Origin of the sequence: Streptomyces sp. NBC_00670 (genome assembly GCF_036226765.1) — a bacterium.
Classification (GTDB): domain Bacteria; phylum Actinomycetota; class Actinomycetes; order Streptomycetales; family Streptomycetaceae; genus Streptomyces.
In genome coordinates, this window is the sequence record NZ_CP109017.1 from 161,197 (window position 1) to 176,146 (window position 14,950).

General features: G+C 73.1%; 10 protein-coding genes and 1 pseudogene. 4 read left to right on the top strand and 7 right to left on the bottom strand.

Translation table 11 applies throughout. The features are described from left to right. Window position 1 precedes the first annotated feature (1 nt). The 6 genes from OIE12_RS00745 to OIE12_RS00770 form a co-directional block, all read right to left on the bottom strand. Window positions 2–1,975 (bottom strand): acetoacetate--CoA ligase, encoded by a 1,974-nt coding sequence (locus tag OIE12_RS00745; RefSeq protein WP_329130562.1) that lies wholly within the window; start codon window positions 1,973–1,975, stop codon window positions 2–4. Between the two features lie 132 nt (window positions 1,976–2,107). Further along, window positions 2,108–5,233, bottom strand: a complete 3,126-nt coding sequence (locus tag OIE12_RS00750; RefSeq protein ID WP_329130564.1) for a glycoside hydrolase family 38 C-terminal domain-containing protein — start codon at window positions 5,231–5,233, stop codon at window positions 2,108–2,110. Between the two features lie 86 nt (window positions 5,234–5,319). Next, window positions 5,320–6,525 carry a glycoside hydrolase family 76 protein gene (locus tag OIE12_RS00755; protein ID WP_329130566.1) on the bottom strand — a complete coding sequence of 402 codons (1,206 nt, stop codon included), beginning with the start codon at window positions 6,523–6,525 and terminating at the stop codon, window positions 5,320–5,322. Between the two features lie 45 nt (window positions 6,526–6,570). After that, complete coding sequence (locus OIE12_RS00760) at window positions 6,571–7,386, bottom strand: carbohydrate ABC transporter permease (protein ID WP_329130568.1); 816 nt, start codon at window positions 7,384–7,386, stop codon at window positions 6,571–6,573. Between the two features lie 3 nt (window positions 7,387–7,389). Then, entirely contained in the window at window positions 7,390–8,355 is a 966-nt protein-coding gene (locus tag OIE12_RS00765; protein WP_329130570.1) for a carbohydrate ABC transporter permease, read from the bottom strand. After that, window positions 8,352–9,665 (bottom strand): ABC transporter substrate-binding protein, encoded by a 1,314-nt coding sequence (locus OIE12_RS00770; protein ID WP_329130572.1) that lies wholly within the window; start codon window positions 9,663–9,665, stop codon window positions 8,352–8,354. Before OIE12_RS00770 ends, OIE12_RS00765 begins: the two co-directional genes overlap by 4 nt. 291 nt (window positions 9,666–9,956) lie before the next feature. Here OIE12_RS00770 and OIE12_RS00775 point away from each other — a divergent pair, with 291 nt between their 5' ends. From OIE12_RS00775 to OIE12_RS00785, 3 genes are read left to right on the top strand one after another with little or no spacing between them, the layout of a single operon-like run. After that, complete coding sequence (locus OIE12_RS00775) at window positions 9,957–11,675, top strand: class I mannose-6-phosphate isomerase (protein WP_329130574.1); 1,719 nt, start codon at window positions 9,957–9,959, stop codon at window positions 11,673–11,675. Beyond that, window positions 11,672–12,601, top strand: a complete 930-nt coding sequence (locus OIE12_RS00780; protein WP_329130576.1) for an ROK family protein — start codon at window positions 11,672–11,674, stop codon at window positions 12,599–12,601. Before OIE12_RS00775 ends, OIE12_RS00780 begins: the two co-directional genes overlap by 4 nt. Before the next feature lie 44 nt (window positions 12,602–12,645). After that, window positions 12,646–13,647 (top strand): LacI family DNA-binding transcriptional regulator, encoded by a 1,002-nt coding sequence (locus tag OIE12_RS00785; RefSeq protein WP_329130578.1) that lies wholly within the window; start codon window positions 12,646–12,648, stop codon window positions 13,645–13,647. Here OIE12_RS00785 and OIE12_RS00790 read toward each other — a convergent pair. Further along, window positions 13,610–13,804, bottom strand: a pseudogene (locus OIE12_RS00790) (ABC transporter ATP-binding protein); the annotation flags it as partial. The gene OIE12_RS00785 and the pseudogene OIE12_RS00790 sit on opposite strands and share 38 nt — an antisense overlap. Window positions 13,805–14,187: 383 nt before the next feature. Between OIE12_RS00790 and OIE12_RS00795 the strand changes: the two are divergent. Continuing rightward, complete coding sequence (locus tag OIE12_RS00795; RefSeq protein WP_329130580.1) at window positions 14,188–14,943, top strand: (5-formylfuran-3-yl)methyl phosphate synthase; 756 nt, start codon at window positions 14,188–14,190, stop codon at window positions 14,941–14,943. Window positions 14,944–14,950 lie beyond the last annotated feature (7 nt).

Below are 14,950 nucleotides of genomic sequence, written 5' to 3' on the forward strand. Positions count from 1 at the left end.
GTCACCCGCGTGGCGCCCGGTGCTCCGCCAGCCGCACGAAGAACTCCAGCGCCTCCGGGTCGTCCACGGCGGCGGGGGCGACGACGGTGCCGGGGTCGGCGCCCATGAGGATCCGTTTGACCGGGACCTCCAGTTTCTTGCCGGTCCTGGTGTGCGGGACGGCCGGCACCGCGAGGATCTCGTCGGGCACGTGGCGCGGCGAGGCCCGGCGCCGGATCGCCCGGCGGACGCGGTCGCGCAGGCCGTCGTCGAGTTCGGCGCCCTCGCGGAGAGCGACGAAGAGGGGCATCCAGTAGCCGCCGTCGGGCAGTTCGGCTCCGACGACGAGCGCTTCGAGGATCTCCGGCAGGTCCTCGACGGCCGCGTAGATGTCCGCGCTGCCCATCCGGACGCCGTTGCGGTTGAGGGTGGCGTCGGACCGGCCGTGGACCACGACCGTGTTCCGCTCGGTGCGCGTGATCCAGTCGCCGTGCCGCCAGGTGCCGGGGTAGGGGGCGAAGTACGCCTGCCGGTGCCGCTCCCCGGAGTCGTCGCCCCACAGTGCGACGGGCATGCTGGGCATCGGGCGGGTCACGACGAGTTCCCCCATCTCGTTCACCAGGCGCCGCCCGTGCGGGTCCCACGCCTCGACGGCGACGCCCAGGCAGGGCGCCGAGATCTCCCCGGGGACCACGGGTACGGTCGGCGCACCGCCGACGAGGGCGCCCACGACGTCGGTGCCGCCGCTGATCACGACGAGGGGCACATGGCGTCCGACGCGGGCGGTGACCCACGCGTGGGCCGAGGCCGGGACGGGCGAGCCGGTCGCGATGATCTGCCGCAGGGCGGACAGGTCGCACAGCCGGCCCGGCACGATGCCCGCGCGCTCGCAGGCGGCGAGGAAGCCCGGGCTGGTCCCGAAGTGGGTGACCCGGTGCGCGGAGGCGGCCCGCCACAGTCCCGCGGTGTCCGGGAACGTCGGGCTGCCCTCGTACAGCACGGCGGTGGCCCCCACCAGCGGCGCGGAGACCAGCAGGTTCCAGATCACCCAGCTCGGGGAGGTCGCCCACAGCACCCGGCTGCCGGGGCCGAGGTCCCAGTGCAGCTTCAGGGTCTTGTACATCTCCAGCTGGACGCCGCCGTGGCTGTGCACGAGGCCCTTGGGGGCGCCGGTGGTGCCGGAGGAGAACAGCACCCACAGCGGGTGGTCGAACGGCACGGCCACGGGTTCCAGGGCGGCCTCGCCCGCGGTCAGCTCCCGCCAGTCGAGACAGTCCGGCGGCACCGTCGGGCGCAGCCGGGGCACGAGGACCGTGTGCGCGGGGCCGACCGCCTCCCGCAGTGCCGCCACGGCCGGCCCGCGGTCCCGGTCGACACCGGCGTGACGGTAACCGTCGACGGCGATGAGCACCTTCGGCGCCAGCGGGGCGAGCCGGGCCGCCGCCGCGTCCGGCCCGTGGTCCGCGCCGACCGAGGCCCAGACGGCGCCGATGCTCGCGGCCGCGTAGAAGGCGACCGCCGCCTCGGCGCCGTTGGGGAGGCAGCCGGCCACCCGGTCGCCCACGCCGACTCCCAGAGAGTTCAACGAGCGTGCCAACGAGGCCACTTGGCGGCGGAACTCGCCGAGGGGCAGGGGTGCGGCGGTGCCGTCCTCGCGGACGGTGATCAGTGCCGGTTCCCGCGGATCGCCGTCCGCGAGCAGTCCGTCGGCGTAGTTGGTGCGGACGCCGGGGAACCAGCGGGCCCCCGGCATCCGTTCCTCCTCCAGTACGTCCCGGTAGGCGGTGCGGAACGGTACGCCGAGGTACTGCTGCACGGCGGACCAGAAGCCGGGCAGGTCGGTCACCGACCAGCGGTGCAGCTCCCCGTAGTCGGCGAAGTCCAGCCCCCGCTTCTCCCGGAGCCGGCGGCAGAAGGCCCCCAGTGCGGACGGGTCCTGCCCCAGTCCGGTCACCGCGTGGTCCCGCCCTCCGCCGTACTGGTTCTCCACTGTCACGTCCCTGCCCTCCTGTCCGACGACTCCCCAGTCAAGGCCGGAACGCGGGCAGGGGCGATCCCCCGGGAGCACACAGAGGCGGGCGTGCCCGTGTGCCGGAGCACATACCGTCCGCGGGAGCCGTCCCGCGGATCAGGCTCCGCTCCCGGACGCGGACAGGTGCAGCACGACCGCCGCCGTGCCGAGCGCCGGAACGTCGACCGGGACCGCGCCGTCCGGCCGCGGACCGATGTCGCGCGGGGCCAGCCCCAGATAGGTGGTGCGCGCCGCGCGGGCCACCGGGAAGGGGGTGTGCAGACGACAGGTGACGGGCGTGTCGGCCACCGATTGCAGGCGCACCAGGAGTTGGCCGTCGGCGGGGATGGTGAGCCCGACGAGCCGTACCCGGGGGTCGTCCACGGTCAGGAACCGTGTCCGCGCCGGGGACACGGCCCCGGCTCCGGCACGGGCGCGGACCGGCACCAGGGGGTGGCTGGTGACGGCGGCGACACGTGCGGCGTGCGCCGAGGGGTCCTCCTCGGCCGTGGTGAAGCCGACGCTGTAGCGGAAGACGTGGTCGAACGCCTGCTGGGCGGGGAAGTTGGTGTCCCAGATGTTGTTGTGCACCCAGGAGAAGACGGTGCCCGGCTCCTCCCGGGGCAGTGACGGCGGGTAGGGCACGTAGGGGATCGCGATTCCGCCGAGCTGCACGAGCGGGGCGTCGGCCGTCGCCAGGGCGGCGTGGTGCGTACCGTCGCTGAGGCTGATCCAGCGCCGCACGGCACGCATGTGGGCCGCCGAGCCCGGCACGGTCTCGCGGTCGGTGCCCAGGACGCCGCCGGTGGTCTCCGTGTGCACGGTGGGGCGGTCGAGGGCGAAGGGGAAGGCGAAGTAGGCGCTCTCCTTGGTGAGGGTCGCCCTCTTGTCGATCCGGTTCTCGATGTCGAGACGGGCCGCATGGTGCGGCAGGTGCACCCGTACGCGGAGCCTGCGGGTGCCGGCGGGGGCGCACTCGTAGACGAGGGTCTGGCCGGTGGCGTCCGTGGTGCGGTCGACGAGTGCGGCGGGCGGGGCGGTGCTGCGGGAGGCGAGCAGGTGCATCGAGTCGTCGGCCACGGTCTTGCTGGACTGGTGGTTGAAGCCGCCGGCCGTGGCGTACTCGTCGTAGACGTACCCGTTGAAGCCGACGGCGGCGTCCTGGCGCACCATCTCGCGGCCGGTGGCCTTGTCGACGACGGAGGAGACGCATGCCTCGCGCAGGTCGACGGTGACGCGCAGGTGGTCGTTCTCCAGGACGGTTCCCGCCGCCGACGCGTCCTCCCGCGCCGGGGAGGCGGTGCCGGTGACGACGTCCAGGCGCACGGCCCCGCAGGCCGGCACGTCGGTGACGGGTACGTTCAGGAAGCGGCCCGCCGCGCGGTGGCGGTCGTTGCTCTGGGCCTCCTCGGCGAAGGAGAGGGGCTCTCCGGTGCGTCCGTCGAGGACGTGGACCGCCTCGTCGAGCGCGACCGTGCTCTCCGGGAGGAAGAGCCGGGCCGTCTCGGTCCGCGGCCAACTGCACGTGTTGACGGCGTAGAAGGAGGCGAGCGCGTCGGCGGCGGGGGCGAGGGCCTCCCCCAGCAGGGCGGAGGCGGCGTCCAGGAGGGTCTCGGCGTCGTCGTGGGCGCGCAGGGCCTGGGCGTACTTCCAGTGCCACTGCGTCTCGCCGGAGCCGTGGCCGTGGTCGCCGTGGGTCCAGGGGTCGCCGGCGCCCCAGGTGTGCTCGTTGAACAGCGAGGCGGAGCGGTAGACGGCCGGGGCGCCCGCGGTGACCGCCGTGCTGTCGGGTACGCCGAGCAGTTGGGCGTACCCGGCCACGGTCTGCGCCTCGGCGAGGGCCGCCTGGCCGCGCCGGGTGGCGGCCAGCGGGACGGCGCCGGCGCCGACGCCGTCGACCCACCAGTCGGTCCAGTCGCCCCGGTAGGTCTCCAGGCGGTCCCCGACCCGCTTCTCCGCGTCCTCGAAGAAGTCCTGGTTGCGGGAGGCGCGCAGCCGCGGGTAGGCCCACTCCTCGTTCCAGCGGCGCACGGTGTCGGAGATGATGCGGCGGGGCGGGCCGTTGTCGGCGAACTTGCCGAGCACCCGCAGGTGCAGGACGTCCCACGGGTAGGGGTCCGCCGTGCCGGGCAGGTCGAGCGCGGGGAAGCCGGGGATGCCGCGCCCCTGGTGGGGGTAGGGGAAGTGGGCCAGGGCGCCGAGGTAGGCGGGCAGCAGGTCGTCGACGTGGTCGTAGGACTCGTCGAAGCCGAGGATCGAGCCCTCCATGTAGGCCAGGCCGTGCGGGGTGTCGGTGCGCCACACCAGGACGCTGTTGCCGCTGGGCGCCTGCCAGCGGAACAGCCGGGGCAGGTGCTCCCCGCCGACGAGGTGGGGCACGGCGCGGCCTGCCCAGTTGTGGGCGACGGACAGGTAGCGGATGCCGTTGTCCGCGAGGACGTCGGGCAGCCCGACGACCTGGCCGGGCACGTCCGTCTGCATGGCCGTGGTGAGCTCGATGCCGTGCCGTTCGCGCAACTCCGCGACGGGGCGCAGCAGTTCGTGCAGTTCGTCGGTGGAGCAGGTCTCGGTGTGCAGGTTGAACGGCATGGCCGTGAGTTCGACGCGTCCCTCGCGGACCCGGTCCAGGAAGTTGTCCACCTGGCGCCGGGGCCGGTGGGCCCGCCAGTCCTGGAAGGAGTGGAACCCCTCGACGGCCCAGCGGAACCGGGCGGGCTCCGGCCAGTCGTCGGTGTCGCGGCACAGTTCCAGGAGGGAGTCGAGGTAGGCGCGGCTCTCGGCCATCACCCTGCCCTGCGGGTCGGTGTAGCCGATGTCCAGGTGGGAGTGCTGGACGAGGTGCAGGGTCCAGTGGCGCTGCGGGTGTGCCTCGAAGGGGAGGGCGGTGCCCTCCTGGAGTTCGGGGAGTTCGATCGACAGGGGGGTGGGCGCGGTCACTTCGGGGACGAGGAGGCGGGTGTCGCCGTCCGGGCCCGGGAGCAGCTCGCAGTGGACGGGGGTGCCCCCGGCGGTGGTGATCCGGGCCCTGGTGAGGCGCGGCGGGCGGGTGCCGTCGGGGCGGTCCACCCGCAGCCGGACGGACTGCAGCAGGCCGCCCCTGCCGTCGTGGCGCAGCAGTGGCTCGCCGGAGAGCCGCACCCGCGCGCCGCCGAGGTGGGCGGTGGTGGCCACGCGCTCCTTCAGCAGGTCGCGCGCGAGGTCGGCGTCCCACCAGGAGGGCCGGGTGAGCGGTGGCTTGGACATGGTGCGGTGAGGTCCTTTGCGTTGGGGGTGCGGCGGTGCGGTCCGTAGCGTCGGGAGCGCCGGTGGGGGTGGTGCGGTCCGTCGCGTCAGGAACGCCGGTGCTTGTGCCGGGTGGCGTCGGCGAGGGTGGCGAAGATCTGGACCATGGCCGACTGGTTGAGGGTCGCGGCCGGCGCCGCCGGGTCGTAGTCGCCGCCGTTGGAGGGCTGGAAGCGGAACAGCCCGGTGGCGGGGTCCCGGTTGGACTTGTAGGTGCTGTCCGCGTAGGTGCTCATGGCCTTGAGGTAGGCGGGGTCGGGACGGACGGCGTCCAGGTCGAGCAGGTCCTTGAAGTAGAAGGAGTTGAACACGGCCGGCTGGTCGTGCAGCCTGCTGCCCTCGGTCCAGTACGCCAGGGAGCCGCGGGCGTCGGCCACCGCCTTCTTCAGGTACCCGGTGTCTCCGGTGCCCCGGTAGAGCGCGGTGGCGGTGCCGATCATGGCGCCGGAGTTGTAGGTCCACAGGGTCTCGTTCGTAGTGCCGTCGTCGCCGCGGTCGTTGACGTACAGGCCGGGCGCCTTGCGCATGCAGGAGTACACCCAGCCGTACCACCGCTCCGCCTTGTCCAGGTGGGCGCGGTCGTGGGTGTGCGTGTAGAGGCGCGCGGCGAGCTGGGCGGACAGGGCGGTGACGTTGGTGGCGCGGATGGTGTTGTTCGGCGAGTCGTACCAGTCCATGCCGCCCGGGCAGGCCTTGGCGGTGTCCTCGTCCCAGGCCCGGGAGACGACGGGCAGGATCCGCTCGGCCCGCTCCAGGTAGCGTGCCTCGCCGGTCGCCTCGTACTGGTCGAGTTCGGTGAGGGCGACCACGGCGTTGTCGTCGTAGTACGTGTCGCCGCCCGTGCCGAGGGGGGCGGGCAGATAGGAGGCGTAGCCGGGGCGGTCGCCGCCGGCGAAGTACAGCTCGGCGGTGTCGAAGCGCTCGGCCGCGTCCTGCCGGTAGGCGGGCCCGGTGCCCGGCAGTTCCTGCATGTCGACGGCGGCCTGCGCGGCCTCGCGGAACGGCCAGAGGAAGGAGTGCTCCTGGTCGCCGGCCTGCCGGGGGGTGTGTTCCAGGTACAGGCCGTGGTGGTCGGAGCCCTCGTACAGGTGGTTCTGGAGCGCCCGGTAGGCGCCGGTGGCGCGGTCGGCCCAGGTACCGGAGGTGACGGGGCGGGCGGGTGCGGGGCTCTGGGCGTGGGCGGGGGCGGCGGTCCAGAGCAGTCCGGCGCAGAGTACGGGGGCGGCGGCACGGGTGAGCAGTGAGCGCGGCATCGAGGTGTCCCTTGGTGACGACGGAAGGGGAAGAGGCGTGCGGGATCAGCGGTGGATCTTCAGGCTGCTGACGAAGAAGCGCTGGGCGGAGAAGAACAGCACCAGGGTCGGCAGCGAGACCAGCAGGGCGCCGGCCAGGACGACGGGCGGTCCGACGTTGGAGTAGTTGCCCTGCAGATCGGCGAGCGCGGCCATCACGGGCCGGATGTTGCGGCTGGTGACCATGGTGATGCCGAACATCAGGTCGTTCCAGACGGCCACGAACTGGAACACGAACACGGCGATCATCGCGGACCGGGTCAGCGGGACGTGGATCTGCCAGAACACCCGCCACCAGGAGGCGCCGTCGATGCGCGCGGCCTCCACGACCTCGCGCGGCAGCGTCAGGGCGTAGTTGCGCAGGACGAAGAACGCGAACGGGACCGCGATCGCCGTGTAGATGAGCACGAGCCCGAGCTGGGTGTCGTAGAGCGAGGTGTGCGCGTACGACAGGAACAGGGGCCGCAGGAAGACCTGGAGGGGCAGGAGGGTGCCGGAGTAGATGACCCAGAACCACACCGCCTGCCGTCTGACGGGCATGATGACGGTGGCGAAGGCCGCGAAGCCGGCCAGCACCGCGGCGGCCACGGCGCTGACCACGGCGTACAGGAGGCTGTTGCCGAGGGCCGGTCCGAGGTGGGCCTTGTCCCAGGCCTGGGACATGTTGTCGAAGAGCCCGAAGTCCTGGGGCAGCCAGTGCGGGCTGCCGGAGTAACTCGTCGCGGGGACCAGCGCGTTGACGACGAGGAGCCAGGTGGGCACCAGCCACAGCAGGGCGAGGACGGCGATGGTGGCGTTGCGCAGTACGCGGCCGAGGGACATGGGTCACACGCCTTTCACGTCGAGCTGGCGGCGCAGATAGAGCCAGGAGGCCGCCAGCACGATCACGGTGAGGACGACCGCGATCGCCGCTCCCGCGCCGGGCCGCAGTTCCAGGAAGGTCTCGTTGTACATGGACACCGCGAGTGTCTCGGTGGCCCGTCCGGGGCCGCCCTGGGTGAGCACCCAGATCAGGTCGAACGACTTGAGGCCGTTGACCAGGCTCATCCCGATCACGATGATCGACACGGGGCGGAGCTGGGGCAGGACGATGTGGCGGAACTGCTGCCAGCCGCTCGCGCCGTCCAGGGCGCCGGCCTCCAGGGTCTCGGGCGGGATGGACTGCAGTCCGACGAGGAAGAGGATGACGGCCACACCGGTGGCCTGCCAGGCGTTGGCGAGGATCATCACCAGGGTGTTGCCGGGCCAGGTCAGCAGCCAGCCCTGCGCCAGTGAGTCCAGGCCCAGGGTGGTCAGGACCTGGTTGACGGCGCCGTCGGTGGTGAGCATGAAGTTCCACACCACCGCCACCGCGGAACCCGAGAGCGCGTAGGGCAGGACGACGCAGAGCCGGGCGAGGCGGGAGAAGCGGCCGGCGTTGGTCATGCAGGCGATGGCGAGGCCGAGCACGAACGGGAGGGCGACCGTGCCGACCACCCAGAGCAGGGTGTTCTGGACGGAGCGGGCCAGGGCCGGGTCGGAGGCGAACAGCGCGTAGTTGTCGAACCAGCTGAACGGCGAGGTCCGCGAGTCGCCGAAGAGGCTGCGGTAGACCGTCCACACGAAGGGGGCCAGCAGGAACAGGGCGACCAGGACGACGGCCGGGGCCATGAAACCGCCGGCCGCCAGCCGTTCGCGCAGGGTGTGCCGGGAGTGCCCGGGGGCCGTGCGCCGGGGTGCGGTCGGTCCGTCGGCCGCGCTCGGCGGGCGTCGGTCGGTGAGGGAGGTGAGGGAGGTGAGGGAGGTGCTCATGCTTCGTCTCGCTTCCAGGCCGCCCATTCGTCGTGTGCGCGCTCCTGCATCCGGCGCAGGGTCGTGGCCGGTGAGGTCTGCCCGGCCATGAAGCCGCCGAGGTCGTCGGTGTTGCCCTGGATGAGGCTGGGCGGACTGGCCTCCCAGTAGCGGACCAGCGGCAGCCGGTGGTCGCGGGCGATGTCCCGCTGGAGTGCCGCCACCACCGGGTTACTCGAGCGCACCGTGGGGTTGGCGGAGCTGTCCTGGAGGAAGTCGCTCCACACCCGCTGCACGGACGGGTCGAGCCAGGCCGCGACGTTCGCCATGGCCGCCTGGTGCGAGGAGGCCCGGCTGGGCACGACGAAGACGCCCGATTCGGCGATCACGCTCTTGGCGGTGGTGGGGCGCACCGTCGGCAGGAGGAAGGCGCCGTAGTCGGTGCCCGCTTTCATGCCCGCCGCGGCCATGCCGGCGGCCTGCCAGGTGCCGTGCAGGAACATGCCCAGCGTGCCCTCCTTGAGGGCGCCGGGACCGCGTGCCTGGTCGAAGTCGGGGGGTGTCATCCAGCCCTTGCGCATGAAGTCCTGCCAGAGGTCCATCGCCCGGCGGGCCGGCTCGTCGGTGTAGGAGGCCTGCCCGGCCACCAGCCGCTGGTAGAAGTGCGGGTCGGTCTTGCTGACCAGTTCCTGGAACCACTCGATGGCGGGCCAGCCGCCCACCTGGCTGGCGAGGAACGGCGTGATCTTGTTGCGTTTGAGGACTTCGGCGCAGTGCAGGAGCTCGTCCCAGCTCGCCGGGGCGGACAGGCCCAGCTTCTTGAACACCGGCTTGCTGTAGAAGAGCACGTAGTACGACTCGTACAGCGGGATGCCGTACACCGTGCCGCGGTAGGAGAAGGCGTCCCGGGACGCGCCGCGGACCCAGCCCTTGTCCGCGTACCCCTTCCAGACCCCGCCCAGGTCGGTGAGGCCGCCGGCCCGGGCCAGCCGTTTGAGCTGGTAGCCGGAGGCCCACTTCACGAGGTCGGAGGATTTCGAGGTCTGCAAGGTCATCTGCACGACCTGCTGATAGGAGGTGACCGACGGGTTCGACAGCGGCCTGAGCGAGTACCCGGTGATCCTCTTCAGCTCCTGGCCGGCCGCGCGGTAGCCGTCGTCCCAGGTGGCGTTGTCGTTGGAGATGCTCGTGGTGCCCGGCTGTGCGGACGTGCTCGTTCCCCGTGCGCAGCCCCCGGCCGTCAGGGCGGCCGCGCCGGCGGCCACCCCGGCGAGGAAGCGGCGCCGGGCGAGCGGCTCCGCCGCACGGCTGGTCCTGCCCGATGCTGACATTGATCACCTTCACGGAATCGGGCCACTGCATGGCCGGATGTGAAGCACAGGGCGCGCGACGCCGGAGGAACCCCGGAGCTGCCCGGTACGTGTTGCGTGGAGGTTAACGACACCATTCCAGCGGTAGCAAGGCTTCGAAAGGAAAAGAATCCGCGCGGCGAGCCGATGCCAGTAAACATGCTGGTTATGGACGCACACGAGTTTCATGGAGACATCCGAACCACCATGGACACCTTCGGCCAAGCGTTGTTATCGTTAACTGACACCGTGGAGCCGAGCAAGGAGCAAGCTGTGCCCGTGTCCCGTTCGTACGACCCTCTGCCCAGCTATCCGCCGGCCGCCGGGGAGGTGGCCGCCGGCTGGTCCGTCCCGGCCGCGGCGCTGCCGCCCGGCCCGCTCGTCCTGGCGGTGGAGGGTCCCGCGGCGCTCGACTGGGCCGCGCTGGCCGACGGCCTCGCGGGAGCCGTGCGCGCCACGGGCCGCGAGGCGTCGTTCCTCGATGTCCGCGAGCACTACGCGGTGGACGCCGCCGAGCGGATCGCCGCCCGCCCCGTCCCCGACGGCGACCCGTTCTTCACCCCCCTGTCCACGGCCCGGGTCGCGGACCTGTTCGACGCCGTTCCGCAGGCCGAACGCCCCGCCGGGGACGGGGTGTCGGTGGTGTACGGGCCGGGTGCCGCGCTGTGCGAGGCGGACGTGCTGTGGTACGCGGACCTGCCGAAGCGGTACGCCGAGGCGGCCGTGGCCAGGGGCGCGCTCCCGGTCGGCGTCAACCTGGGGCGACCCACCGCACCGGGCGATCTCGTCCGCCTGTTCTACACCGACTGGCCCGTACAGGACCGGCACCGCGACGCGCTCGCGGGCCGCGTCGAGAGGTGGATCGACGTCCAGGACCCCGCCCGCCCGGCCTCCCTGGACGGAACCGCGCTGCGCGCCACGCTGGCCCAGCTGGCCCGGGGCCCGGTGCGCACCCGCCCCTATTTCAACTCCACCCCGTGGGGCGGCCAGTGGGCGGCGAGCGAGCTCGGCTTCACCCCGCAGGCGGGCAACACGGCCCTCGGCTACGAGCTGATCGCGCCCGAGGCGGGCGTCCTGGTCGGCGAGAAGGGCGGGGCTCAGGTCGAGCTCCCGTTCCAGTTGCTGTGCGTCGAGCACCCCGAGGAGATGCTCGGCGAGGACGTGCACCGCCGGTTCGGCACGTCCTTCCCCATCCGGTTCGACTACCTCGACACCATGGGCGGCGGCAACCTGTCGCTGCACCTCCACCCCCGCGAGCAGTACATGCGGGAGGTCTTCGGCTGGCCGTACACCCAGCACGAGACGTACTACGTCACGGCGGGCGAGGACGGCTCCCGGGTGCTGCTGGGGCTCACCGACGGGGCGGACCCCGACCTCATGCGGCGCCAGGTGGAGGACTCCATCGCCCACGGCACCCCGATGCCGGTGGAGGACCACGTCCAGTCCCACCCGGCGACCGTGGGGCAGCTCTTCATGATCCCGGCGGGCACCCCGCACGCCTCCGGCGCGGGCAACCTGGTGCTGGAGGTGAGCGCGACGCCGTACCTGTACTCGCTGCGGCTGTACGACTGGCTGCGCAAGGACGCCGCCGGCGCCTCCCGTCCGCTGCCCTACGCGCACGGCTTCGCCAACCTGGACACCGCCCGGCGCGGGGCGGACGTCACCAAGGATCTCGTCCAGCAGCCACGCACGCTCCGCTCCGGGGAGGGCTGGCGCGAGGAGGTCCTCGGCGCGCTGCCCGAGATGTTCTACGCGGTGCACCGCCTCGTCGTGACGGAGGGCCACGAGGCCCGCGACGACACCGCGGGCCGCTTCCACATCCTCAACGTCGCCGCGGGCGAGGGCGCCGTCGTCGAGACGCACGACGGCCGTACGCACACGCTGGCCTTCGCGGAGACCCTCACCGTCCCCGCCTCCGTCGGCGCCTACCGCGTCCGCGCGCTGGGCGGCGGCGAGGTGCGGATCGTCAAGGCGCTGGTGGTCGAACCGTGAACGACGCCCGCACGGGACGGGCCCCGGTGCCGGTCCTCGACATCGGCGGTACGCATGTCACCGCCGCGCTCGTGGACCCCGGCACGCAGCGGCCCGTTCCCTCGACGGTGCTCCGCGCGCCGCTGGACCCGCGGGCGGCGGCCGGGGACCTCCTCGACGCCGTCGCCGGGGCCGCCCTCGCGCTGCCCGCCGGACACGGCGGGCGCTGGGGCGTGGCGATCCCCGGCCCCTTCGACTACGCCACCGGCGTCGGCCGGTTCACCGGCGTGGGGAAGTTCGAGTCGCTGTCCGGCGTCGACGTCGGGGCGGGTCTGCGCGCGCGGCTGGACGGCCGGGCGGAGCGGCTGTGCTTCCTCAACGACGCCGACGCGTTCGCCCTCGGCGAGTACGGCGCCGGTGCCGCCGCGGGCCACGACCGTGTCGTCTGCCTGACGCTGGGCACGGGGGTGGGGTCCTCGTTCCTGGCCGCCGGACGTCCCGTCCACACCGGCCCGCTGGTCCCGCCGCACGGGCATGTGCACCGGCTGACGGTGCACGGCCGCCCGCTGGAGGACACCGTCTCCCGCCGCGGCATCCGGGGTCACTACGCGCGCCTCTCCCCCGGGACGGGGCAACTCCTCCCCGACGTCCGTGAGCTGGCCGCACGTGCCACGGCGGGCGACGCCGCCGCGGTGTCGGCCTTCCGCTACGCTTTCGAGGCACTCGGCCTGGCCCTGGCTCCCTGGATCGACCGCTTCGACGCCACCGCGGTGGTCGTCGGTGGCTCCATGGCCCAGTCGTGGGACTTGATCCACCCCGCGCTCACCGCGGGGCTGGCCTCGGGCGGCGGACCGGACGACGTACCCGTCCGGCCGGCCCGGCACCCCGAGGAGGCTCCCCTGACCGGGGCGGCCGAGTGGGTGCGGGGCGTCCCGGACGCCCGGTGAGGCCGGGGGCGCGGGTGCAGGCAGACGGAGGAAGGGGCAGGGGCATGACCGCTCGCCGGGGCAGCGGGCCGACCATGCACGATGTCGGCAGGCTCGCGCAGGTCAGCGCCATGACCGTGTCCCGCGTGCTCAAGAACGACCCCGGCGTGTCCGAGGCGACGCGCGAGCGGGTCTTCGCGGCGGTCGACCGGCTGGGCTACCGCCGCAACCAGACCGCGCGCAGTCTGCGCCTCGGGGGCAGCGGGATGATCGGCCTGGTCGTCACCAACCTCGCCAACCCCTTCTACTCGCGGCTCGCGCTCGGCGTCCAGGAGATCGCGACGGAGTACGGCTTCCGCATGCTGCTCAGCAACTCCGGCGAGCAGCCCGAGCGGGAGCCCGAGCTCATCGACGGGCTCGTCGACCACCAGGTCGAGGGGCTGATCGTGGTCCCGGCGGGCAGCCGGCAGCAGCATCTGGCCGCGGCCATGCGGCACGTCCCGGTCGTCTTCGCCGCGCGCCCGCCCGCGGGGCTGGACACCGACTGCGTCCTGGTCGAGGACTTCCACGGCGCGCGCGAGGCCACCGCCTGCCTCCTGGCCGACGGGCACACCCGGATCGCGTTCCTCGGCAATCCGCCGGCGCTCTACACCGGCGCCGAACGCCTGCGCGGTTTCTGGGCGGCGCACGAGGAGGTCGGCACCGAGCCGGACAACGCCCTCATCCGTCAGGGGCTGGTCGACTCGGCCGCGGCGGAGCGGGCCACCGTCGAACTGCTCGGACAGGACGAGCGGCCCACCGCGCTGTTCTGCACCAACAACCGGATCAGCCAGGGCGCGATCCGGGCCCTGTACAAGGCGGGGGTCACCCTTCCCGTCGCCGGTTTCGACGACTTCGACCTCTCCGACGTCCTCGGGCTGCCGCTGACGCTGGTCTCCTACGACGCCGACGAGATCGGCCGGCAGGCCGCACGACTGCTGATCGACCGCCTCGAACAGCGTGACGCGGCCCCGCCGGCCGCGCGCCGGGTCACGGTTCCGACCCGGGTGGTCCGCCACGGCCCGTGACCCTTTCGCCTTCGCGGTGGCCGGGGTCGTGTGCGAGGGGGCGGGCCGCGTAGGTGAGGCGGACGACGCCGTCGGTGTGGCGCGCGGCGCTCGCGCGGACGCCGAAGACGTCGGCGAGGAGGTCCGGCGTGAGCACCTCCAGCACCGGGCCCGCCGCGGCCGGCACGGCGGCAACCGGCCGCCGGTTTCTCGGCATACGGACTCCTTGCGCGAGGGGGTGCGGGTGGGGTGAGTGGTTCCGCCTCAGGAGTCGGACGGGGGTGGCGGTGAGTTCCCGGGCGGGTGAACCCGCCGCCTCGCCCGCGCGAGCGCCTTTCGTTCGGGGGCCGGCGGGTCGGCCGCCGCACACGACGGGCCGGATGTCCACCGGCGCGGGCGGCGCACTCGGGGGGTGTGCGGTGTGCCGTGGCGGTGCGGTTCGGATTCCGTGCGCTCTATCGGTGGCCGTCGGGCCGCTGTGACCATGAGGTGATCGCCCGGGATTCCGTGACGGCGCGGCCTGCCCGTCGTGGCCGGCGCGTACACGGGGAAGGAGTGCACATGTTGCTTCTCGTCTCACCGGACAGTGTCGAGGAGGCCCTCGACTGCGCGAAGGCGGCCGAACACCTGGACATCGTCGACGTCAAGAAGCCCGACGAGGGCTCGCTCGGCGCGAACTATCCCTGGGTGATCAGAGCGATCCGCGAGGCGGTCCCGGCGGACAAGCCGGTCTCCGCCACCGTGGGGGACGTGCCCTACAAGCCCGGTACGGTGGCACAGGCCGCGCTCGGCGCGGTCGTCTCGGGGGCCTCGTACATCAAGGTCGGGCTCTACGGCTGCACCACGCCAGAGCAGGCCGTGGAGGTCATGCGCGGGGTCGTCCGGGCCGTGAAGGACCACCGGCCCGACGCGTTCGTCGTCGCCTCGGGCTACGCCGACGCCCACCGGATCGGCTGCGTCAATCCGCTCGCGCTGCCCGACATCGCCCGCCGTTCCGGCTCCGACGGGGCCATGCTCGACACGGCCGTCAAGGACGGGTCACGGCTGTTCGACCACACCCCGCCGGAGGTCTGCGCCCGGTTCGTGGAGCTGGCGCACGAGGCCGGGCTCCTCGCCGCCCTCGCGGGCAGCGTCAAGGCCACCGATCTCGGCGAACTGGCGCGTATGGGCACGGACATCGTGGGGGTGCGCGGGGCCGTCTGCGAGGGCGGTGACCGCAACGCCGGCCGGATCCGGCCTCCTCTGGTGGCCGCCTTCCGGGCGGAGATGGACCGGCACGTCCAGGCGCACGCGGCGGCCGTCGCCGCCGCGAGCTGACCGCCCG

Coding starts and splice junctions, on each gene's coding strand:
- OIE12_RS00750 (WP_329130564.1), bottom strand. CDS start 5,233: ATGTCCAAGCCACCGCTCACCCGGCCCTCCTGGTGGGACGCCGACCTC.
- OIE12_RS00755 (WP_329130566.1), bottom strand. CDS start 6,525: ATGCCGCGCTCACTGCTCACCCGTGCCGCCGCCCCCGTACTCTGCGCC.
- OIE12_RS00760 (WP_329130568.1), bottom strand. CDS start 7,386: ATGTCCCTCGGCCGCGTACTGCGCAACGCCACCATCGCCGTCCTCGCC.
- OIE12_RS00765 (WP_329130570.1), bottom strand. CDS start 8,355: ATGAGCACCTCCCTCACCTCCCTCACCTCCCTCACCGACCGACGCCCG.
- OIE12_RS00770 (WP_329130572.1), bottom strand. CDS start 9,665: ATGTCAGCATCGGGCAGGACCAGCCGTGCGGCGGAGCCGCTCGCCCGG.
- OIE12_RS00785 (WP_329130578.1), top strand. CDS start 12,646: ATGACCGCTCGCCGGGGCAGCGGGCCGACCATGCACGATGTCGGCAGG.
- OIE12_RS00795 (WP_329130580.1), top strand. CDS start 14,188: ATGTTGCTTCTCGTCTCACCGGACAGTGTCGAGGAGGCCCTCGACTGC.